This is a genomic window from Enterovibrio norvegicus FF-33 (genome assembly GCF_000286835.2).
GTDB lineage: Bacteria > Pseudomonadota > Gammaproteobacteria > Enterobacterales > Vibrionaceae > Enterovibrio > Enterovibrio norvegicus_A.
The window spans coordinates 607,649-608,036 of record NZ_AJYD02000038.1 but is presented as its reverse complement, the minus strand read 5'-3'; the positions used below and the strand labels follow the sequence as shown (position 1 = coordinate 608,036).

Annotated in this window: 1 protein-coding gene; it reads left to right on the top strand. The window is 42.0% G+C overall.

The annotated features are described in order from the left end of the window. On the top strand, nucleotides 1-271 hold a 271-nt coding region (locus tag A1OO_RS23680; RefSeq protein ID WP_206744158.1), incomplete at its 5' end, for a hypothetical protein. Between the last annotated feature and the right edge of the window lie 117 nt (nucleotides 272-388).

The window sequence follows — 388 nt, the reverse complement described above, 5'->3', positions numbered from 1 at the left end:
CGTTATATGTCTGTTCCTATTGAATGTACTCAGTCCGAGGTTTGGCGAGCTAAACCCGTTTTTCATAGCAGGTGGTTTAAATGGGTTTTGCTTTGAATCGTCATCTGGCGGTTTGGTTAAAGTGTTTATTTCTCAGGTTTCAGTGCTGAATTTAAACGAAAGGGCTTTTTCTTGGTGGTTTGTTGAAGCTGTTTCGTTTGGGTTTAGTTCAAAATGTCTTGTTCAACAGCAGGTTGGCGGCAAGCCGCGCAAGGTTTGGTTCTTGCTATAACAAGGTAATCAATGGGACGCAATCGCACTGCGGTTTTTTTCTAACCCATTGTGAATACGGTTATTTTGTTTGTTTTTGGGTGTTGCCAGCGCCCATTATTACGACGTTATATCGCTT